This window comes from Pseudomonas sp. W5-01 (assembly GCF_046540435.1).
Classification (GTDB): domain Bacteria; phylum Pseudomonadota; class Gammaproteobacteria; order Pseudomonadales; family Pseudomonadaceae; genus Aquipseudomonas; species Aquipseudomonas graminis_B.
The window spans coordinates 63,781-83,287 of record NZ_JAXCIP010000010.1 but is presented as its reverse complement, the minus strand read 5'-3'; the positions used below and the strand labels follow the sequence as shown (position 1 = coordinate 83,287).

The window sequence follows — 19,507 nt, the reverse complement described above, 5'->3', positions numbered from 1 at the left end:
GAGTGATCAGGTGCTGATGCGATTACGGCTTGGCTTTTTGCAAATAGCGGAAGAACTCGCTGCTTGGGTCCAGCACCATCACATCGCTTTTGTTGGCGAAGCTTTCACGGTAGGCGCGCAGGCTACGGTAGAACGCGTAGAACTCCTGATCCTGACCGTAGGCCTTGGAGTAGATCGCAGCCGCTTGAGCATCACCATCACCGCGTGCCTCTTCAGACTCCCGATACGCCTCAGCCAACAGAACGCGGCGCTGACGATCGGCGTCGGCACGGATGCCTTCCGCCAGCTCGTTACCCTTGGCGCGGTGCTCACGGGCCTCACGCTCACGCTCGGTGCTCATACGCTCGAACACGCTGCGGTTCACTTCCTTCGGCAGGTCGATGGCCTTGACTCGAACATCGACAACTTCGATGCCCAGCTCTTTGCCGGCCATGGTGTTCAGAGACGCAGTGATGTCAGCCATCAGTGCGTCACGCTCACCCGAAACCACCTCGTGCAGCGTGCGCTTGCCGAACTGGTCACGCAGACCGGATTCGAGACGACGGGAGAGACGCTCATCGGCGATCTGCTTCAGGCCGGAAGTCGCGGTGTAGAAACGCTCAGCGTCCTTCACGCGCCATTTGGCGTAGGCATCGACCATCACGGCTTTCTTTTCCAGCGTCAGGAAACGCTGAGTCGGCGCATCGAGGGTCATCAAGCGACCATCGAACTTGCGCACCTGATTCACGTAAGGAATCTTCACGTGCAGGCCTGGCGAAACATCCGCCTGAACCACGCGACCGAATTGCAGCAGCACCGCGCGCTCGGTCTGAGCGACGATGTAGAAGCTGTTCCATGCGACCACGGCCAACACGACGCAGACAATCAGGGCAACCAGAGATTTATTGCTCATCAGCGAGTCTCCCTAGTGCGCGTGTCACGTTGCTGTTGCATGTCCGCTGCCCGTGAGCCCGGATCTGCCGGTGCAGCAGCAGCGCCGCCCGTGGCAGACGAGCTGGAACCGTTACGGCTGCTATCAATCATTTTGTCCAACGGCAGATAAAGCAGGTTGTTCTGACCTTTGTCGCCGGTCACAAGTACCTTGCTGGTGTTGCTGAAGACTTCCTGCATGGTGTCCAGATACAGACGTTCACGCGTGACTTCCGGTGCCTTGCGGTACTCGGCGACCAGCTTGGTAAAACGATCCGCCTCACCCTTGGCCCGAGAAACCACTTCATCGCGATAGCCGTTGGCGTCTTCGACAATACGCTGAGCCTGACCGCGCGCTTCCGGGATCACACCGTTGGCGTAGGTTTCAGCCTGGTTACGTGAGCGCTGTTCGTCTTCACGGGCGCGGATCACGTCATCGAACGCTTCCTGGACTTCGCGCGGCGCCGCAGCGCTCTGCACGTTGACCTGAGTCACGGTGATGCCGGTGCGATAGGTATCGAGGAAGCGTTGCAGCCGCTCCTTGATTTCGCTGGCCATCAACTCACGACCTTCAGTCAGCACCTGGTCCATGGCGGTCGAACCCACCACATGACGCAAGGCACTTTCGGTCGCATGCTGCAGGCTGACTTCAGGCTGATCAACGTTCAGCACAAAATCCTGCAGATTGGTGATCTTGTACTGCACAGTCAGCGGCACTTCGACGATGTTCTCGTCTTCGGTGAGCATCTGGCCCTGCTTGCTGTACGCACGTTCACGCGTCACGTTTTCGAGGTACTTGCGATCAAACGGCGGGAAATAGATATTCAGACCCGGCCCGACAGTTTCGTAGTACTTGCCGAAGCGCAGCACAACAGCCTGCTCCTGCTCGTCGACCACATAGATTGCGTTGTACAGCCAGATGGCGAGCAGCACGACCAGACCGATGCCGAGCAGGCCGAGGCCACCGCCCTTGCTCGATCCACCGCCGCTGCCGCCGCCATCGCCACTGCGTTTCTTGCCACCACCGAACAACCCATTCAGGCTTTCCTGCAGCTTACGGAAGGCCTCGTCGAGATCCGGTGGCCCCTTGCGGTCGCCGCCCTTGCGCTTACCACCCCAAGGATCCTGATTATTCGAGTTGCCACCCGGCTCATTCCAAGCCATAGCGCTCTCCATCTGATAAAGCAAAGACGCGCCCACGGCGCGCCGACCAATGCTACAGAATGCCCGTCGAAGCGGTACAACCGCTTTGTCAGGCTTTTATTGCAAAGTGTGTTGCTCGATGAATTCCAGCGGCTGCAGTCCTTCGCGACTCACCAGGCGATTGAATTCAACTCGGGGTAACCGAACAGCCAAAAGACTCTGACCTTCTTCGTCGTGCTCTTCGCTCTGCACCGCACCCAGGTTGAAAAACTGGGCACGCAACCGGGCGAACTCCTGCGTGAGGCGCAGCGTCCCCACGAAGAGGTCATTGCCCAACACTTCGGCAATGGCTTGCTTGAGCAAGTCCAGACCGCGTCCATCACGGGCAGAAACCCAGACCCGCTGCGGCTTGCCATCGGCATCGCGCTGGATCTGCGGCTCAACCCCTTCGAGCAGATCGAGTTTGTTATACACCTCAAGCATCGGCAAGTCCTGGGCCCCAATCTCGCCCAGCACCACCATGACCTGCTCGATCTGCTCAAGGCGATCGGGCTCATGAGCGTCAATCACATGCAGCAGCAGATCGGAGTTGCTCGACTCTTCGAGCGTAGCTCGAAAGGCCTCGACCAGCTTGTGCGGCAAATGACGGATGAAACCCACCGTATCAGCCAGCACAATCGGCCCAAGGTCTTTGACTTCAAGGCGGCGCAGGGTCGGATCAAGGGTCGCGAACAGCTGATCGGCCGCGTAGACGTCGGAGTCGGTCACCGCATTGAACAGCGTTGACTTGCCGGCGTTGGTATAGCCGACGATCGAAACCGTAGGGATGTCGGCGCGGGACCGGCCACGACGGGCCTGATCACGCTGACTGCGAACTTTTTCAAGCCGGCCCTTGATCTGACGCAGGCGCACACGCAACAGGCGCCGGTCCGTTTCGAGCTGGGTTTCACCCGGACCGCGCAGACCGATACCGCCACCCTGACGCTCAAGGTGAGTCCAGCCACGGACCAGCCGCGTACTCATGTGCTCAAGCTGGGCCAGTTCGACCTGCAGCTTGCCTTCATGGGTGCGCGCCCGTTGGGCGAAGATGTCGAGAATCAGGCCCGTACGGTCAAGCACGCGGCACTCGAAAACACGTTCGAGGTTACGTTCCTGACTGGGTGTAAGGACATGATTGAAGATGACGATATCTGACTTTTCGGTTTTGACCAGGTCGCGCAATTCCTCGACCTTGCCGCTGCCTACCAGATACTTGGCCGTTGGCCGATGCCTTGGCACGTTGACGAACGAGACAATGTCGGCGCCGGCCGACAGCGCCAGCTCCCTGAACTCCTGCGGATCTTCGCGCGCCTCAGGGTCCTGACCATCCAAGTGAACGAGGATCGCCCGCTCACCACCACTGTGGCGCTCAAAGAACAAAGCAGACTCCTATCAGGCGTTACCTGGCTCGGCGTCAGCCTGCTCGGATTCGGTAGCGCTAGGCAGACGAATCGGGCGGACGGGAACGACAGTCGAGATGGCGTGTTTGTAGACCATTTGGCTGACAGTGTTCTTCAGCAAAATAACGAACTGGTCAAAGGATTCGATAGTGCCTTGCAGCTTGATACCGTTTACCAGATAGATCGAAACCCCAACCTTCTCTTTACGCAAAGTGTTCAGGTAAGGGTCTTGTAGCGAATGCCCTTTTGACATGTGCCGCACTCCTTTAAGGATCAATAGAATAAATTCGAAAACATTGGCTTGGGCCGCTACCTCCCGAAGGCTATCCCCCAAGGATAGACGGCTATTGCAAGGACTCAGCTCAATATGGAGACCGACCCCAGGTATTTCAAGGCGCGTGGCAGATTGTCGCAAGCCAGGCTGTCCAACCAGTGCAAATTCTGCCAGCTGCGTAACCAGGTGAACTGCCTCTTGGCCAGCTGGCGCGTGGCAATGATGCCGCGCTCCTGCATCTGGTCCCGAGTCAGCTTGCCGTCCAGATGATCCCAGACCTGGCGATACCCCACAGCTCTTATAGACGGTAAATTCGAGTTCAGATCACCCCTCGAACGTAGCGCTACGACTTCTTCAACGAATCCTTTATCAAGCATTTGCCTGAAACGCACAGCAATTCGGTCGTGGAGCACCTTGCGATCCGTCGGTGCGATCGCGAGATTTGCGACAGTATAGGGCAATTGATGACGCCCCGAAGCGCTCGCTTGAGCACTTTGCGCACTTTGTTGTTCCCGGTGCGCGGTCATGCTCATGCCGCTGACCCGAAAGACTTCCAGCGCGCGAACCAGCCGCTGGGGATCGTTGGGGTGAATTCTCGCCGCCGACACCGGATCGATGCTCGCCAGCTCATCATGCAACGACTGCCAGCCCTGACTGGCCGCTTGCGCCTCAATCTGCGCACGAATCTCGGCGTCAGCCGCAGGCATATCGGCCAGGCCCTCCAGTAGAGCTTTGAAATACAACATCGTGCCGCCCACCAGCAGGGGAATTTTTCCCCGGGCGGTAATTTCCGCCATGGCGTGCAAGGCATCGGTTCGAAAATCCGCCGCAGAGTAGCTCTGGCTCGGGTCGAGGATATCGATGAGACGGTGCGGACACGTCTCCAGCAGCGCTTTTGATGGCTTGGCAGTGCCGATGTCCATGCCGCGGTACACCAGCGCGGAATCCACGCTGATCAGCTCACACGGAAGCACTTTGGTCAGCTCGATGGCGAGATCGGTTTTCCCGGCGGCGGTCGGCCCCATCAGAAAGATGGCCGGAGGAAGAGCACTCATCAGCGACCGCGCAGGAATAGTTTGTCCAGATCATCCAGACCCAGCTGGGTCCAGGTGGGCCGTCCATGGTTGCATTGACCGCTGCGCTCGGTGTTTTCCATGTCACGCAGCAGCCCGTTCATTTCCGGGATGGCCAGCCGGCGATTGGCGCGGATCGCACCGTGGCACGCCATTGTGCCGAGCAGCTCATTCATGTGCGCCTGAACGCGATCGCTGGTGCCGTACTCCATCAGATCGCCCAGCACATCGTGCACCAGTCGATGCGCCTCAGCCTGTTTCAGCAGCGCGGGGATCTGCCGGATAGCGAGAGTCTCCGGCCCAAGGCGCTGCAACTCGAAGCCCAGCTGCTGGAAGGTGACCATGTGTTCCTCGGCGCAGTCGGCTTCGCGCTGGCTGACCGCAATGGACTCCGGCACCAGCAGCGGCTGACCGCTCAGGCCTTCGCTGGCCATGGCGATCTTCAAGCGCTCGTACATGATTCGCTCATGGGCCGCGTGCATGTCCACCAGCACCAGGCCGTGGGCGTTTTCCGCGAGGATATAAATACCCTTGAGCTGAGCGAGTGCATAACCCAGCGGCGGAACATCGCCCTGGGATTCGGGAAGCGACACGCTGCCTGCGCTCGCCGATGCCTGCACGCCGGGCAGAGGGGCAAAGAATTCGCTGTAAGCGGCACGCGCCTCTTCAGCCGGAAGCACCGACGACGGCCGCGGCGTGTACTGATACTGGTAACCCGCACCACTGCCAGAGCCTGGCGCAGATCCGGCCGGCGGGTTCCACGCCTGACCTTGTGGCGTTTCGAGCACGTTATTGGCCAGGCGCATTTCGCCCTGGGGCCCGAACTCGCCGGCATCCGGCCCGCTTGGCCGCACCAGCGCGGTAACCGAGGTGGTGCCCGCGAGCTGATCTTCAGGTCGTACATCGCCGAGGGCGCGATGCAGCGTGCCGTAGAGGAAATCGTGAACCATGCGCCCGTCGCGGAACCGCACTTCGTGCTTGGTCGGGTGGACGTTGACGTCGACGACCGACGGATCGACTTCGAAAAACAGCACGAAGGTCGGATGCCGGCCGTTGAACAGCACGTCGCGGTAAGCCTGACGCACAGCGTGGGCAACCAGTTTGTCGCGCACTGCACGGCCATTGACGAAGAAATACTGCAGATCGGCCTGACTGCGCGAGAAAGTCGGCAGCCCCACCCATCCCCACAACCTCAAACCGTTGCGCTCGACCTCGATCGGCAGCGCCTGCTCCAGAAACCCGGGGCCGCAAATAGCCGAAACCCGACGCGCGCGCGCGACGTCATCGTGGGCTTCATGCAGGCTCAGGACAGTCTTGCCGTTATGGCGCAAATGAAAGGCCACATCGAACCGAGCCAGCGCCATGCGCTTGATTACCTCCTGGAGGTGATCGAACTCGGTTTTCTCGGCCTTAAGAAACTTGCGTCGTGCAGGGGTGTTGAAAAACAGGTCACGCACTTCCACGGAGGTGCCGACGGGATGCGCAGCGGGCTGAACACGGGAAACCATGTCGCGGCCTTCGGTCTCGACCTGCCAGGCCTGATCGGCGTCGCGCGTGCGAGACGTCAACGTCAGGCGCGCCACGGAACTGATCGACGCCAGCGCTTCGCCCCGGAAGCCAAGGCTCATGACTCGCTCAAGGTCTTCCAGGTCGCGGATCTTGCTGGTGGCATGTCGGGCCAGTGCCAGGGGCAGATCATCCGAGGAGATGCCGCCGCCGTCGTCGCGAACCCGCAACAGTTTGATGCCGGCTTGCTCGACGTCGACATCAATACGGCGCGCGCCGGAATCAAGGCTGTTTTCGAGCAACTCCTTGATCACCGACGCTGGCCGCTCGACGACCTCGCCCGCAGCAATCTGGTTGGCGAGCCGCGGGCTCAGCAGCTGGATACGCGCAGCCTCGGCCGCAGGTAAATCGGGGCTTACGCTGACATCCAGCTCTTGATCACCCAGCAACAGGTCAGTCACGGCTCACCTGCCAGTTCTGCGCTGGGGATTCTCAGCTCCTGCCCGACTTTCAGCTCGTCAGAGCTCAGATGATTGGCTGTACGAAGCATCGGCATGGTCATGTCGTAGCGCGCCGCGATCATGCTCAACGACTCGCCGGGACGCACCGTATGCTCGCGTGCGCCCATGGCCAGCTTGCCGTTATCCCGCAGCCAGGCGATGTACGTGCCTTGCGGCGGATTCTGCTGGAAGAACTGCTTCACGCCCGCCGTGATGGAGCGCGCCAGGGCCTGCTGGTGGCTGGTGCCTTGCAGCTTGTTCGCTTCGGCCGCGTTGGAGATGAAGCCGGTCTCGACCAGAATCGACGGAATGTCCGGCGACTTCAGCACCATGAAGCCGGCCTGCTCGACGCGGGACTTGTGCAGCGAGGTTACGCGGCCGATGTTGGTCAGGACCTTCTGGCCGACGTTCAGGCTTGAAGTCAGTGATGCGGTCATCGACAAATCGAGCAGCACACCCGCGAGCATGCGGTCTTTGTCATCGAGACTCACGGCCCCGGCGCCACCGATCAAGTCGGAACGGTTTTCACTGTCCGCCAGCCAGCGTGCTGTTTCGGAGGTCGCGCCGCGTTCCGACAGGGCAAACACCGAAGCGCCGAAGGCCGCCGAAGAAGGCGCCGCGTCGGCATGAATGGACACGAACAGATCAGCACCTTTGGCGCGGGCAATTTCCGTGCGCTTACGCAGCGGGATGAAGTAGTCGCCGGTACGGGTCAGCTCGGCGCGGTAGCCCTTTTCGCCGTTGATCTGGCGCTGAAGCTCCTTGGCAATCGCGAGCACGACGTTCTTTTCTTTCTCACCGCGACCGCCGGACGCACCCGGATCTTCTCCGCCGTGACCGGCATCGATGACGACAACGATGTCGCGCTTGCCGTTTGGCACAGGGGTAAGCTTGATTTCAGGCTTGGACGGGCTGACCGGCACCACTGCGGGCGTCGCAGGCGCGGTGGTGGCCGGGGTATCGGCAACCGACGGCGGCGGATTGGCATCGGCGGCGTTGTCGTACAGGTCGACCACCAGACGGTTGCCGTATTGCTGGTTCGGCGCGAGGGTGAAGCTCTTCGGCGTCACGGCCTTCTTCAGGTCGATGACCACACGCAGGTCGTCAGGCGTGCGTTGCGCCGAGCGCATGCTGGTGATCGGCGTGTTGGCCGTCGGCACGTTCAGCGGCCCACCCAGGGTGGCGCCGTTGATGTCGATGACCAGACGATCAGGGGACTGCAGCGTGAAGACACTGTGCTGAACAGGGCCAGACAGGTCGAAAACCAGCCGCGTGTTATCCGGGGCACGCCATAAGCGGACACTTCGTACCTGTGAAGCGGCCAACGCGTCGACAGCCAGTGTCGCCAGCAGCAGTCCTATCACAGTAACCAGCGCGCGCATGCGCATACCAAACCCCATATCTATTGAATGTCTATTTAAACGAAGGCGCCAAAGCGGCACACCACATCTCGCCACGCGAGCTTTTTGGGCTCAACGTCAACGCTCGACCTTCGTCGAGCGGCCTTATGGTAATGATCAGGTCAGGCTTTGGCAAAAAGCCTGCACCAAGATTGGGCCATTCGATAAGACAAAGGGCATCGCCTTCGAAATAGTCCCGGATGCCGAGGAATTCTAGCTCTTCTGGATCAACAAGTCGGTAGAGATCAAAGTGATACGCGCGGTTTCTCCCAATTTCGTAAGGTTCTACCAGCGTAAACGTCGGACTTTTTACCGCGCCGGTATGCCCCAGGCCGCGAATGATCCCTCGGGACAGCGTGGTCTTGCCCGCCCCCAGATCACCCTCCAGAAAAATAATCCCATTGCTTTCAGTCACTTGGGCAATACGTGCGCCGAAGTGGGTCATGGCCTCTTCACCCATGAGCGCCAGGGTTAACTCAGACACGGTTGGTGCTCCTCCAGAAGCTGGCGAATAACAGGAATCAGATCAGCGGCAGCCAGCCCTCGCCCGCCGGCGCCGCATTGCTCACCAGCGAAGGCGTGCAGCCAGACGCCCAGACAAGCAGCGTCATAGGCGCTCATCTTTTGCGCCATCAGCGCGCCGATGACACCGGACAAGACATCGCCCAGCCCGCCGGTCGCCATCGCCGGATGGCCGTGATCGGCCAGTGAGAGGTCACCTGCCGGGTTGGCGATCAGGCTGCCGCTGCCTTTTAAAACGCATACAGCATTGAATTTCCTGGCCAGCGCACGCGCCGCAGCCGGACGATCGGCTTGAATGTGTTTCGTGTCGGTGCCCAGCAGACGCGCGGCTTCGCCAGGATGCGGGGTGATCACGCTGCCCTCGGGCAATTGCACGGCACCGGTCGCCAGCTCGTTCAGCGCGTCGGCATCCCAGACCTGCGGCAACGGCGCGTTCGCGGCCGCAGACAACAGGCTTTTTCCCCAACTGTGCTGGCCGAGCCCCGGACCCACCACCAGCACCGACGCAGGCTCAATCAAGGCGAGGAGCTGGTTGGCCGAGCTGATGCCGGCGCTCATCACTTCAGGGAATCGCGTCAGCGCGGCGCTGATATGTTCCGGCCGCGTGGCCAGCGTGACCATGCCGGCGCCGGTGCGCAGCGTGCTTTCGGTGGCGAGCAATGCTGCGCCGCCGAAACCTCGATCGCCGCCCACCACCAGCACGCGACCAAACATGCCCTTGTGTGCGACGCGTGAGCGAGGCGCCAGGGTGGGCAGATTGAAGGTGTCCAGCCGTTTGACGCTGACGGGGGTTTGCCGAATGATCTCGGCGTCCGCCTGCAAGTCATCGAACACCAGCTCGCCGACCAGTTCGGGCGCATCGCCAGTGAACAGCCCGACCTTGAGGCCAATGAAGGTGACGGTCAGATCGGCGCGGACGGCGACGCCCAGTGTTCGGCCGGTGTCGGCGCAGAGCCCTGAAGGGAGATCGACGGCCACTACGGGCAATCCACTGTCGTTGATGGCTTCAATGGCCGCCGCGTAAGGATCGCGCACGTCCCCCGTCAGCCCTGTGCCCAGCAGCGCGTCGACAACGATGCCGGCCAGCGCCTGCTGTTGCCAGGGCTGAATATCGACCTTGGCGGCAACCGCCTCTTCATAAGCGGATCGAGCGTCGCCGCCCAGCGCTGCGCAGTCACCCACAGCCAGCACGTGAACGTGCCAGCCGGCACGCCGGGCCAGCGCAGCCACGAGGTAGCCGTCGCCGGCGTTGTTGCCGCGACCGGTCATCACTGTCAGCTGCCTGCCCTCGGGCCAGCGACGACGTATTGCCCGCCATGCAGCATGGGCAGCGCGCTGCATCAGCTCAAAGCCGGGCGTGCCGGCAGCAATCAGGCGTGCGTCGAGGTCGCGCACCTGAGCGGCGCTGTACAGTGCGTCGGGAAATGGGGGTTTGCTGTGCAACATGCGTCTTTGGGCTCCGATGTCTGGCAGAATTATACGCACCTGCGCCCCGGTGTCCTCTTTGCATGTCCGCGATAACTGTAGACCCATCCACAGCTCCAGTGCCTCTAACGGCAGCCGGGCTGACCGACCTTGCCCAATCGATCAAGGGTTGGGGGCGCGAGCTCGGCTTTCAGCAAGTCGGAATCTCGGGGCTGGACCTGGCCGAGCACGAGCAGCACCTGGAGCGCTGGCTCGACGCCGGGTACCACGGCGAGATGGACTATATGGCAGCGCATGGCAGCAAACGTTCGCATCCGGACGAGCTGGTGCCGGGAACGCTGCGCGTGGTGTCGTTGCGGATGGACTATCTTCCCGGCGACACGCAGATGGCTCAGTTGCTGGGGCAGCCCGAGAAAGCCTACGTTTCCCGTTACGCCCTGGGCCGTGATTACCACAAGCTGATCCGCAAGCGCGTGCAGCAACTGGCGGAGCGCATTCAACAGGCGATCGGACCATTCGGATTTCGCGCGTTCGTCGACAGCGCACCGGTGCTGGAGAAGGCCATTGCCGAGCAGGCCGGGCTGGGCTGGATCGGCAAGAACACCCTGGTGCTCAATCGCAAGGCCGGCAGTTATTTCTTCCTCAGCGAGCTGTTCGTCGACCTGCCGCTGCCGGTAGACGCGCCACACGCCACCGAGCATTGCGGGCGCTGCACGGCGTGCCTGGATGTCTGTCCGACCAACGCCTTCGTCGGACCCTACGTGCTGGATGCGCGAAAGTGTATTTCCTACCTGACCATCGAGCTGAAGACGTCGATCCCCGAAGACCTGCGTGCGTTGATCGGCAATCGGGTGTTCGGCTGCGATGACTGCCAGATCGTCTGCCCGTGGAATCGCTTCGCACGGCCGACCGATCAAACGGACTTCAAACCCCGTCACGGCCTTGATAACGCCGAATTGACCACGCTGTTTTTGTGGGATGAGACCACCTTCCTGAGCAACACCGAAGGCTCACCGTTGCGGCGCGCCGGGTATGAGCGGTGGTTGAGAAATCTGGCCGTGGGGCTGGGTAACGCGCCGTCTACCATCCCCGTGATCGAAGCGCTGAAAGCGCGGCGGGAGCATCCGTCAGAGATGGTGCGCGAGCATGTGGAATGGGCGTTGGGGCAGCATGAAGCCAGGGCCCCAGGGCGCTTGTTGTAATTACGCGCCGGTTCAGTGCCCGTCCTTGTAAACAAACTTCGGCATTTCCCAGCGAAACTTGATCGCCAGCAGCCGCAGTAACAATCCGCCAAACAGCGTGATCAGCGTGCCCTGCTCCACCGGCAAGCCGGCGTACTGACACAGCAAAAAACACCATGCGGCGGCAAACGACACGCTGGCATACAGCTCGCGGCGGAAGATGAGGGGGATGTCGTTGCAGAAAATATCCCGCAGGATCCCGCCAAACACGCCGGTGATCACCCCGCTCACGGCGGCGACGGTCATGCTCAAGCCCATGTCCAGCGCGGTCATGCAGCCGATCAGGGTAAACGCCACCAATCCCAGTGCATCGAGCACTAGAAACAGCGAGCGCAGATGGCGCATCAGCGGTGCGATGAAGATGGTCACCAGCGCTGCAATGCTGGTAAGGATCAGGTATTCCGGGTGCTTGACCCACGTCAGCGGATAATGCCCCAGCAGCACGTCGCGAACCGAACCGCCGCCCAGCGCCGTGATGCAGGCGATCAGCACCACACCGAACCAGTCCATGCCGCGACGGCCTGCGGACAGCGCGCCGGTCATGGCTTCGGCCGTAATGGCGATCAGGTAGAGCATCAACAACATGGCGGCAGTCCCTGCGAGAAAGGGGCGCAGTCTAACCACTCGACCGGGGCACCAAAAGAGAGCGTTTGGTTTAGCGCTCTCTCCAGGCGACTGCGATTGGCCGCCAGCGCCCTGCTGTCACGACTTGATGAAGTGCTCGCGGTAGAAACGCAGCTCGGCGATCGACTCACGGATATCGTCCAGCGCCAGGTGCGTGCTGCCCTTCTTGAACTTGAGGTCAGGGGACCAGCGTGCAGCCAGTTCCTTGAGGGTCGAGACGTCGAGGTTGCGGTAGTGGAAATAGTTTTCCAGCGTCGGCATGCGCTTGTACAGGAAGCGACGGTCCTGGCAGATGCTGTTGCCGCAGATGGGCGAACTGCGCTCGGGGACCCACTGCTTGATGAACTCAAGCGTCATGGCCTCGGCTTCGTCGTTGGAGATTTTGCTTTCGCGCACGCGCTGGGTCAGGCCGGAACCGCCGTGCTGGCGGGTGTTCCATTCGTCCATGCCGTTCAGCAGCTCATCGCTCTGATGCACCGCGATGACCGGGCCTTCGGCCAGGGTGTTGAGCTCGCTGTCAGTGATGATGGTTGCCATCTCGATGATGACGTCGTTATCAGGGTCCAGACCGGTCATTTCCAGGTCGATCCAGATAAGATTCTGTTTGTTCTGCATATGTCGGCTCCTCAGCGTTGGCGCGCAGTTTAGCCCACCCGGGCGTGCTAGACTCGCCCGCGCTTTATCAAATCAGCACCTTTATGCGTCTTCAAACGGAACACTGAACACCCATGGCCAAACGCCAACTCAACCGCCGCCAGAACTGGCGCATCGAAAAGATTCAGGGCGAACGCGCCGCGCGTGCCGCCAAACGTGAATCAACCGCTCTCGAAACGCTGGAAGGCGGCGATCTCGGTCCCGAGCAAACGGGCCTTGTCATCGCGCACTTTGGCGTGCAGGTAGAAGTCGAAGCGCAGGACGGCGAGCTGCAGGGTCAGGTTTTCCGCTGTCACTTGCGTGCCAACCTGCCAGCGCTGGTGACCGGCGACCGCGTCGTGTGGCGCGCGGGTAATCAGGGCATCGGCGTCATCGTTGCGCAGTTGCCCCGCGATACAGAACTGAGCCGCCCGGACAGCCGGGGCCAGCTCAAGCCGGTCGCCGCCAACGTTGACTTGATCGTCATCGTTTTCGCACCGATGCCCGAACCCCATGCCAATCTGATCGACCGCTACCTGGTGGCCGCTGAGCATGCGGGGATTCGCCCGTTGTTGCTGTTGAACAAGTTTGACTTGATCGACGATCAGAACGCCCCGGCGCTCAATGCGCTGCTGGCGGTGTACCGCACTCTGGGTTATCCCGTGCTGGAAGTGTCGGCCCACCACGGCGATGGCATGCAGCAGTTGCAGGACCAGCTGGATGGCCACATCAGTGTGTTCGTCGGTCAGTCCGGCGTTGGCAAATCCTCGCTGGTCAACAGCCTGCTGCCGGAAGTCGGCACGCGCGTCGGGCCATTGTCGGAGTATTCGGGCCAAGGCACGCACACCACGACCACCGCGCGCCTGTTCCACTTTCCGCGCGGCGGCGACCTGATCGACTCACCGGGTATTCGTGAATTCGGTCTGGGCCACGTCAGTCGTGCAGACGTCGAAGCGGGTTTTATCGAGTTCAACGACCTGCTCGGCAGATGCCGCTTCCGCGACTGCAAACACGACCGCGAACCCGGTTGTGCCTTATTGCAGGGCCTTGCAGACGGCCGCGTGCAGCAACAGCGCATGAACAGCTATCGCTCAATCATCGCCAGCTTGCCGGAAAGCAGTTATTGATTCAGCGGTAGTGGCCAATCCGATTTAGGCCTTCCCGGCTGAAGCCGGTCCTACTGACTGCGATCCCAGCGCTTGAACTGCGCAAACAAAAACGCCGCGATCATCGCGGCGTTTTTGCGTCTGCAACCCAGTATCAGTTCTTGGTTTCGTCGATCTTCAGCTGGCCCTGATCGAAGATGTTCAGCTTCTGCCGAATCTCGTGGGGCTGGGCATAAGCCTGGGGATCAACTGCCGGTGTGGAAATTGACGCCCCCGGCTGATTGGCCGGTGCGGTAGCGCCAGGTGCCGGCAATGGCGCAGCGGCTCCAGGCGCATCCGGGGTTTGCGGTGCTTCGCCTGAATTCTGCGCGCCTTCGATCCGCTGCTGCGCTTTCTTGGTCATCACCACAATGTCGATGCGACGGTTGATCGGATTTTGCGGGTGCTCTTTGTCGTACAGTGCCGAAGACGCATAACCTACCACGCGCGCCACCTGCTGATCCGGATACCCACCCGCGAGCAGCGCACGACGAGCAGCGTTCGCTCGACCGGACGACAGCTCCCAGTTGCCGAAGCCGTTGTTGCCAACAAAAGGGGTCGCATCGGTGTGACCACTGATGCTGACTTTGTTCGGCACCGCTTTAATGGTGTCGGCCATGGCCAGCAAGATGTCTTCGAAATACGGTTTTAACTTCGCACTGCCGATGTCGAACATCGGACGGTTTTCGGCGTCCGTGATCTGGATACGCAAACCGTCCTGGGTGATCTCGAACAGAATCTGGTCCTTGAACTTCGCCAGTTGCGGATTCTCGTTGATCTTGTTCTGCAACTCTTGCAGCAACATTTCCAGACGGTCCTGCTCGACCTGCTCGGCGGCGGCGTCCTGCTGATCCGCGTCGACCGGCACACGATCCGGCGAAGGCGTGGATTGCACCTCCGGGTTCAGCGTCTGGTCCGGGGACATTTCCGGCGAACCGCCCAGGTCAATGACGTAGGGCGAACCGCTGTCGGAAAACCCGACCGGGTCCTTGAAGTAACCGGCGATGGCGAGCAGTTGCTCCGGCGTGGCCGACGACATCAGCCACAGCACCAGGAAGAACGCCATCATCGCCGTCGCGAAGTCGGCAAATGCGATTTTCCAGGCGCCGCCGTGATGCCCTCCGCCATAGCGCTTGACGCGCTTTATGATGATCGGCTGATTATTTTCCATGGATCAACGACCGCGGACAGCTTGTTCCAGCTCGCTGAAGCTGGGGCGATGGGCCGGATACAGAACCTTGCGACCGAACTCCACGGCCAGCGAAGGCGGCACGCCGGACGCGGACGCTACGAGGGAAGCTTTGATCGATTCATAGACGTTCATTTCTTCCTTGGCATCGTGGGCCAGGGAAGTGGCCAACGGGCCGAAGAAACCGTAGGCCGCGAGAATACCGAAGAAGGTACCGACCAGCGCCGCGCCGACGTGCATGCCGATCGCCGCTTTGTCGCCGGAGCCCAGGGAGGCCATGGTCACCACGATACCCAGTACCGCAGCAACGATACCGAAACCTGGCATGGCATCGGCGACACCGGTCACGGCGTGGGAAGGATGCTCGAGTTCTTCTTTCATGCTCAGCAATTCCATGTCGAACAAGCCTTCCAACTCGTGGGGCGCCATGTTGCCGGAAGACATGATGCGCAGGTAATCGCAGATGAAAGCGATCATGCGGGTGTCTTTGAGCACGCCAGGGTATTTGGCGAAAATCGGGCTGTTCTCGGGCTCCTCGATGTCGCCTTCGATGGCCATCATGCCTTCGCGACGGCTCTTGTTGAGGATCTCGTAGACCAGGCCCAGCACTTCGAGGTAGTAGCCATGGGTGAACCGGGTGCTGAACATCTTCAAGGACTTCTTGATGACCAGCATGGTCATGTAGCCCGGGTTGGCTTGCAGGAATGCACCCAGCGCCGCACCGCCGATGATCATGACCTCGAAAGGCTGGATCAACGCTGCGATCTGACCGTGGGACAGGACGTATCCGCCGAGAACGCTCGCGAAAACGACGATGATGCCGATAATTTTTGCCATAGGTAGAAAATACTTACTGAGTCGGGTTCATGGTCATTGTGCGAGAAGCGCTTGAAACTCTTGTCCTGCTTATCGGCATGAATGCGCCAGACTATAGTCAGATCACAGGAAAATGCTGATCGATGCATGGCCCAGGACGTTGCGTCCATGAGGGCCAGCATGATGCCAGTACCCTACATTGATCAAAACCTCCCAGCCGTACGGGTGTTGTGAATGCAATCAGATAAAGCTTCTTCGCTCCCTGTCCCGCGCACCCTCGATACCTGGATAAAGCAGCTCGACGGCATCGCCTTGCCGGTGCCCGCCGTGGCGTATAAACGCGTGCAGGCGGCCTTGACCGATAGCCGCCGCTCGCTGCGCGATATTGCCGATCTCATGCAGGACAGCCCGGCGCTGGTGCTCAACGTTTTGCGTGACGCCAACCTGAACAGCCCCGCCACCGCCCAGCCTGCGGAGAGCCTTGAAGTCGCGATCAACCGATTGGGCCTGGCGCGCACCGAAGCGCTGTTGGCGCGACTGCCCAGTGTCGATGCACGGGATATTCCGGTGGCGCTCCGTCAGCTACAGCTGATCAGTCAGCACGCCATGCAGCAGGCTTACGGCCTGTTCGCCAATCAACTGGCGCGGCTGTGGCAGGACATCCATCTGGGCAGCCTGCTATTTCTGTCGCCGCTCTGGCCGATGGCCTTGGCGCATCCCAAGCTGCTGGAAGAGTGGGAGTTACGGGTTATCCACAAAGGAGAGTGCGCGAAGGCTGTGGAAAACGCTCTGTTTGGCGTGCGCTTGGTGCATCTGTGTCAGGCCCTGGCACAGCACTGGCGCCTGCCGATCTGGGTGACCCAGGGCTACGCACTGCTGACCTCTCAGCAACGCAATCTGGTGAGAGTGCTGCGCATCGCCCACAGCAACGACGACCCGGTCAAGCAGCAACAGCAACTCGACGCCGACTTGCCGCTGCGCCGCTGGCTCAACCAGCCTGCCAATACAATCCTGCTGGCCAACGGTCTTGCGCTGTCGGCGCACCAGGCTTGGGACACGCCGCACAACCTGCGCTGGCAGCTGCTGACCAGCCTGTATCTGCAGCAGCCACTGGATGATCTCCAGCAGCAGGTTCACCAGAGCGCGGCCGCCAGCGCTCGCCAGCATTCCGGCCCGGATATCTGGCACCCCGCGCAGGCGTTGCTCTGGCCGTGGCATGCACGAAGGATCCATAAAGGCTTGCTGCCCGCCCCGCCACCCTCGCCCGACGCCCTGCAACTGTGGCGCAAGCATTGCGCGGATCTGCTGAAAGAGCCCGGCATTTTCATCAACGCGATACACCTGACCACCTGCGCCCGGGACGCTCTGGTAGCGGCGGGCATGCAGCGGGTGGTGTTGCTGATGACCGATCGCAAGACCGACAGCCTGCGTGTGCATCAGATTGCGGGTGTGGACAAGTCGGCCGCGGCGTTGCTGGTGCCTTACAAAGACAGCACCGTGCTGCAACGCCTGCTCGCCCAGCCCACGCAATTACGCCTGACGCCGGCCAACAACGCTCAGTTTTCGGCGCTGCTGCCGCCACAACTGCGCAATTTGTTCAGCGGCGAGAACCTGCTGATCCGCTCACTGGCCAGCAACGGACGCGTGGTGATGATGGTAATGGCCGATCAGGGCGGTGGCCCGTTTTCCGAGATGTCCGTCCAGGCTTTCGGAAAAACCGGTCAGTGCATCGAGAAAGCGCTTACTGCCTTTAGCCATCGCAATGGCTGACGGCTGAGCTACAATTCGCAACCTTTTCGCGATCCGGAGACGCTAGATGTCTGCCTTTTCAAGCTTGCCGCTGGTCATCGAGCCCGCAGACCTGCAAGCACGCCTCAGCGCGCCAGAGCTCATTCTGGTCGACCTGACCAGCCCGGCCCGCTACGAGGCCGGCCACCTTCCCGGCGCGCGATTCGTCGATCCGAAGCGTACGCAACTGGGCCTGCCGCCAGCGCCGGGGCTGCTGCCCTCGCACACGCAACTGGAAGCGCTGTTCGGCGAACTGGGCCACAACCCCGACGCGGTATACGTGGTGTATGACGACGAAGGCGGCGGCTGGGCCGGCCGGTTCATCTGGCTGCTCGACGTCATCGGACACAAAAAGTATCACTATATCGACGGTGGCCTGCTCGCCTGGCAAGCCGAAGGCCTGCCGCTGTCGACTGAGGTGCCGAAAGCCGTTGGCGGTCCGGTTTCGCTGACTCTGCACGACGAGCCCACGGCCACCCGCGAATACCTGCAAAGCCGCCTGGGCGCTGCTGACCTGGCGATCTGGGACGCGCGCGCGCCGACCGAGTACTCCGGCGAAAAAGTCGTCGCTGCGAAGGGAGGTCACATTCCCGGCGCCGTGAACTTCGAATGGACCGCCGGCATGGATCAGGCGCGCCACCTGCGCATCCGCAAGGACATGCCGAAGATCCTTGAAGACTTGGGCATCACTCCGGAGAAAGAAATCATTACCCACTGCCAGACCCATCATCGCTCGGGCTTCACCTATCTGGTGGCCAAGGCGCTGGGTTACCCGAGGGTCAAGGGCTACGCCGGCTCCTGGGGCGAATGGGGCAACCATCCGGACACCCCGGTCGAGACATAAAATCGGCGCCCGGTGTGGAGTCGACCCGTATTCCCCTTTTCAAACGTTAGGAATCTTGATGAAACAGCGTCTGTTTATCCTTTTCCAGTATCTGCTTCCCCACCATCTGCTGTCGCAACTGGCAGGCTGTGTGGCCGAATGCCGCGTGCGCTGGTTCAAAAATGCCTTCACTCAATGGTTCGCGCGCCGCTATCAGGTCGACATGTCCCAGGCTCAGGTCGAGGACATCACCGGGTACGCGCACTTCAATGACTTCTTCACCCGCGCCCTCAAGCCGGGCGCGCGTCCATTGGACTCAACCCCGGGCGCGATTCTTTCCCCTGCCGACGGCGCGGTCAGTCAACTGGGCCCAATCGAACACGGCCGGATTTTCCAGGCCAAGGGCCACAGCTACAGCGTGCTTGAATTGCTGGGCGGCGATGCGCGCCTGTCCGCGCCCTTCATGGGTGGCGAGTTCGCGACTGTTTACCTGTCGCCGAAGGACTATCACCGCGTTCACATGCCGCTCGCCGGCACCCTGCGCGAAATGGTTTACGTGCCGGGCCGGCTGTTCTCGGTGAACCAGACCACGGCGGAAAACGTGCCGGAGCTGTTCGCCCGTAACGAGCGCGTTGTTTGCCTCTTCGATACCGAGCGCGGTCCGATGGCCGTCGTGCTGGTGGGCGCCATGATCGTCGCCTCGATCGAAACCGTCTGGGCAGGTCTGGTAACGCCGCCCAAGCGCGAGCTCAAGACTTTCCGTTACGACGAAGCCGCGCGCGCGCCCATTCATCTGGAAAAAGGCGCCGAACTGGGTCGGTTCAAGCTGGGCTCCACGGCCATCGTGCTGTTTGGCCCAAATCAGGTGAAATGGTCCGAACTGCTGGCGGCCGGTTCGCCGGTGCAAATGGGTCAGGGCCTCGCTTTGCCATTGCAGGCCTGATTCTTGCGTAAGCTAGTCCCCTGAGAGCGTGATGCTGTTTTTCTGGCGCTAACGGCACCAAGGCGTCGCGCAGCATTACGCTTCGTCAGGGATGGTTGAGCCAGGCCGCATGAC

At 61.1% G+C, this 19,507-nt stretch carries 18 protein-coding genes; 5 read left to right on the top strand and 13 right to left on the bottom strand.

Annotated features, from left to right (window positions below; all coding sequences use genetic code 11):
• Nucleotides 1–22 precede the first annotated feature (22 nt).
• The 9 genes from hflC to SLW75_RS24785 all read right to left on the bottom strand — a co-directional run bounded on the left by hflC (nucleotide 23) and on the right by SLW75_RS24785 (nucleotide 10,212).
• Complete coding sequence (gene hflC / locus SLW75_RS24825; RefSeq protein WP_065987801.1) at nucleotides 23–892, bottom strand: protease modulator HflC; 870 nt, start codon at nucleotides 890–892, stop codon at nucleotides 23–25.
• Nucleotides 892–2,073 (bottom strand): FtsH protease activity modulator HflK, encoded by a 1,182-nt coding sequence (gene hflK / locus SLW75_RS24820; RefSeq protein ID WP_065987802.1) that lies wholly within the window; start codon nucleotides 2,071–2,073, stop codon nucleotides 892–894. Before hflK ends, hflC begins: the two co-directional genes overlap by 1 nt.
• A gap of 96 nt (nucleotides 2,074–2,169) precedes the next feature.
• Nucleotides 2,170–3,471 carry a ribosome rescue GTPase HflX gene (hflX, locus tag SLW75_RS24815; protein WP_065987803.1) on the bottom strand — a complete coding sequence of 434 codons (1,302 nt, stop codon included), beginning with the start codon at nucleotides 3,469–3,471 and terminating at the stop codon, nucleotides 2,170–2,172.
• Nucleotides 3,472–3,483: 12 nt separating this feature from the next.
• Nucleotides 3,484–3,744, bottom strand: coding sequence for an RNA chaperone Hfq (gene hfq, locus SLW75_RS24810; RefSeq protein WP_019691505.1), 261 nt, complete (start codon nucleotides 3,742–3,744; stop codon nucleotides 3,484–3,486).
• A 104-nt stretch (nucleotides 3,745–3,848) separates the two neighbouring features.
• On the bottom strand, nucleotides 3,849–4,820 hold the full coding sequence (miaA, locus tag SLW75_RS24805; protein ID WP_410935712.1) for a tRNA (adenosine(37)-N6)-dimethylallyltransferase MiaA: 972 nt from the start codon (nucleotides 4,818–4,820) through the stop codon (nucleotides 3,849–3,851).
• Complete coding sequence (gene mutL / locus SLW75_RS24800; protein WP_410935753.1) at nucleotides 4,820–6,775, bottom strand: DNA mismatch repair endonuclease MutL; 1,956 nt, start codon at nucleotides 6,773–6,775, stop codon at nucleotides 4,820–4,822. The genes miaA and mutL overlap by 1 nt, the downstream gene beginning before the upstream one ends.
• Nucleotides 6,776–6,801: 26 nt before the next feature.
• A complete protein-coding gene (locus tag SLW75_RS24795; protein WP_208600739.1) occupies nucleotides 6,802–8,244 on the bottom strand; it encodes an N-acetylmuramoyl-L-alanine amidase in 1,443 nt (480 codons plus the stop codon).
• Between the two features lie 13 nt (nucleotides 8,245–8,257).
• On the bottom strand, nucleotides 8,258–8,728 hold the full coding sequence (gene tsaE, locus SLW75_RS24790; protein ID WP_065987807.1) for a tRNA (adenosine(37)-N6)-threonylcarbamoyltransferase complex ATPase subunit type 1 TsaE: 471 nt from the start codon (nucleotides 8,726–8,728) through the stop codon (nucleotides 8,258–8,260).
• Entirely contained in the window at nucleotides 8,716–10,212 is a 1,497-nt protein-coding gene (locus SLW75_RS24785) for an NAD(P)H-hydrate dehydratase (RefSeq protein WP_410935711.1), read from the bottom strand. The genes tsaE and SLW75_RS24785 overlap by 13 nt, the downstream gene beginning before the upstream one ends.
• A gap of 62 nt (nucleotides 10,213–10,274) precedes the next feature.
• On the opposite strand from SLW75_RS24785, the gene queG reads away from it, so the two are divergent.
• The gene (queG, locus tag SLW75_RS24780) at nucleotides 10,275–11,393 is read left to right on the top strand and encodes a tRNA epoxyqueuosine(34) reductase QueG (protein ID WP_141695142.1); all 1,119 of its coding nucleotides are present in this window, start codon (nucleotides 10,275–10,277) and stop codon (nucleotides 11,391–11,393) included.
• A gap of 12 nt (nucleotides 11,394–11,405) precedes the next feature.
• Here queG and SLW75_RS24775 read toward each other — a convergent pair whose 3' ends face one another.
• Nucleotides 11,406–12,017 carry a trimeric intracellular cation channel family protein gene (locus SLW75_RS24775; RefSeq protein WP_065987810.1) on the bottom strand — a complete coding sequence of 204 codons (612 nt, stop codon included), beginning with the start codon at nucleotides 12,015–12,017 and terminating at the stop codon, nucleotides 11,406–11,408.
• A 117-nt stretch (nucleotides 12,018–12,134) separates the two neighbouring features.
• On the bottom strand, nucleotides 12,135–12,671 hold the full coding sequence (gene orn / locus SLW75_RS24770) for an oligoribonuclease (protein ID WP_065987811.1): 537 nt from the start codon (nucleotides 12,669–12,671) through the stop codon (nucleotides 12,135–12,137).
• Nucleotides 12,672–12,784: 113 nt separating this feature from the next.
• On the opposite strand from orn, the gene rsgA reads away from it, so the two are divergent.
• A complete protein-coding gene (gene rsgA / locus SLW75_RS24765; protein WP_065987812.1) occupies nucleotides 12,785–13,816 on the top strand; it encodes a small ribosomal subunit biogenesis GTPase RsgA in 1,032 nt (343 codons plus the stop codon).
• Nucleotides 13,817–13,949: 133 nt separating this feature from the next.
• Here the strand turns inward: rsgA and motB are convergent, their stop codons facing one another.
• Nucleotides 13,950–15,005, bottom strand: a complete 1,056-nt coding sequence (motB, locus tag SLW75_RS24760) for a flagellar motor protein MotB (protein ID WP_065987813.1) — start codon at nucleotides 15,003–15,005, stop codon at nucleotides 13,950–13,952.
• A 3-nt stretch (nucleotides 15,006–15,008) separates the two neighbouring features.
• Nucleotides 15,009–15,860, bottom strand: a complete 852-nt coding sequence (motA, locus tag SLW75_RS24755; RefSeq protein WP_037015764.1) for a flagellar motor stator protein MotA — start codon at nucleotides 15,858–15,860, stop codon at nucleotides 15,009–15,011.
• 213 nt (nucleotides 15,861–16,073) lie between these two features.
• Here motA and SLW75_RS24750 point away from each other — a divergent pair, with 213 nt between their 5' ends.
• The 3 genes from SLW75_RS24750 to asd are packed head-to-tail and all read left to right on the top strand — an operon-like array spanning nucleotide 16,074 to nucleotide 19,393.
• Nucleotides 16,074–17,609 carry an HDOD domain-containing protein gene (locus SLW75_RS24750; RefSeq protein WP_410935710.1) on the top strand — a complete coding sequence of 512 codons (1,536 nt, stop codon included), beginning with the start codon at nucleotides 16,074–16,076 and terminating at the stop codon, nucleotides 17,607–17,609.
• Nucleotides 17,610–17,655: 46 nt separating this feature from the next.
• Entirely contained in the window at nucleotides 17,656–18,471 is an 816-nt protein-coding gene (locus SLW75_RS24745; RefSeq protein ID WP_296315038.1) for a rhodanese-like domain-containing protein, read from the top strand.
• 52 nt (nucleotides 18,472–18,523) lie between these two features.
• On the top strand, nucleotides 18,524–19,393 hold the full coding sequence (gene asd / locus SLW75_RS24740) for an archaetidylserine decarboxylase (protein WP_410935752.1): 870 nt from the start codon (nucleotides 18,524–18,526) through the stop codon (nucleotides 19,391–19,393).
• Nucleotides 19,394–19,507: the final 114 nt, after the last annotated feature.

Bases quoted from the DNA above. Each gene is read 5' to 3' on its own strand.
- queG (WP_141695142.1), top strand. From the start codon at position 10,275: ATGTCCGCGATAACTGTAGACCCATCCACAGCTCCAGTGCCTCTAACG.
- SLW75_RS24745 (WP_296315038.1), top strand. From the start codon at position 17,656: ATGTCTGCCTTTTCAAGCTTGCCGCTGGTCATCGAGCCCGCAGACCTG.
- SLW75_RS24775 (WP_065987810.1), bottom strand. From the start codon at position 12,017: ATGTTGTTGATGCTCTACCTGATCGCCATTACGGCCGAAGCCATGACC.
- hflC (WP_065987801.1), bottom strand. From the start codon at position 892: ATGAGCAATAAATCTCTGGTTGCCCTGATTGTCTGCGTCGTGTTGGCC.
- SLW75_RS24750 (WP_410935710.1), top strand. From the start codon at position 16,074: ATGCAATCAGATAAAGCTTCTTCGCTCCCTGTCCCGCGCACCCTCGAT.
- miaA (WP_410935712.1), bottom strand. From the start codon at position 4,820: ATGAGTGCTCTTCCTCCGGCCATCTTTCTGATGGGGCCGACCGCCGCC.
- orn (WP_065987811.1), bottom strand. From the start codon at position 12,671: ATGCAGAACAAACAGAATCTTATCTGGATCGACCTGGAAATGACCGGT.
- rsgA (WP_065987812.1), top strand. From the start codon at position 12,785: ATGGCCAAACGCCAACTCAACCGCCGCCAGAACTGGCGCATCGAAAAG.
- SLW75_RS24785 (WP_410935711.1), bottom strand. From the start codon at position 10,212: ATGTTGCACAGCAAACCCCCATTTCCCGACGCACTGTACAGCGCCGCT.
- motB (WP_065987813.1), bottom strand. From the start codon at position 15,005: ATGGAAAATAATCAGCCGATCATCATAAAGCGCGTCAAGCGCTATGGC.
- SLW75_RS24795 (WP_208600739.1), bottom strand. From the start codon at position 8,244: ATGGGGTTTGGTATGCGCATGCGCGCGCTGGTTACTGTGATAGGACTG.
- hflK (WP_065987802.1), bottom strand. From the start codon at position 2,073: ATGGCTTGGAATGAGCCGGGTGGCAACTCGAATAATCAGGATCCTTGG.
- hfq (WP_019691505.1), bottom strand. From the start codon at position 3,744: ATGTCAAAAGGGCATTCGCTACAAGACCCTTACCTGAACACTTTGCGT.
- motA (WP_037015764.1), bottom strand. From the start codon at position 15,860: ATGGCAAAAATTATCGGCATCATCGTCGTTTTCGCGAGCGTTCTCGGC.